General features: G+C 73.7%; 1 protein-coding gene. It reads right to left on the bottom strand.

Annotated features, from left to right (window positions below; translation table 11 throughout):
- Positions 1-464 (bottom strand): PfkB family carbohydrate kinase (locus G3N93_RS41240; protein WP_241026934.1); only part of this gene is annotated, 464 nt, incomplete at both ends.

Below are 464 nucleotides of genomic sequence, written 5' to 3'. Positions count from 1 at the left end.
GCCTGCAGCACGCGCGCGGCGGCTTCCGCTTCCGCCGGATCGCGCACCGGCAGAGCGGTCAGCGCGGCCGCCTCGACCTCGTTCGGGATCAGGTAATCGACGAGCGGCAGCCAGCCGTCCGGCAACGGCGCGACGGCCGGGGCAGGATTGAGCACCACCGTGCGGCCGAGCCGACGCCCGGCCGACAGCGCCGCGAATACTGCGTCCGGCGGCGTCTCGAGTTGGCAGATCAGCACATCGGCCGACGCCAGTGCGGCCTCGTGCCGTGCGACCGTCTGGGCCGTGACCTCGCCGTTGCCGCCCGCGACGATCACGATCGCGTTCTGGCTCGCGTCGTCGACGACGATCAGCGCGACGCCGGTCGATGCCGACGCGCTCGTCGCAAGCCCCGTGCAGTCGATCCCCTCGGCTTCGAGGCCCGCGCGCAGCGCAGCGCCGTGCGCATCCGCGCCGACGCAGCCGAA

The sequence above is a fragment of the Burkholderia sp. Se-20378 genome (assembly GCF_017104665.1).
Taxonomy (GTDB): domain Bacteria; phylum Pseudomonadota; class Gammaproteobacteria; order Burkholderiales; family Burkholderiaceae; genus Burkholderia; species Burkholderia lata.
The sequence above is the reverse complement of the archived record's forward strand: the minus strand, read 5'-3'. Positions and strand labels throughout refer to the sequence as shown.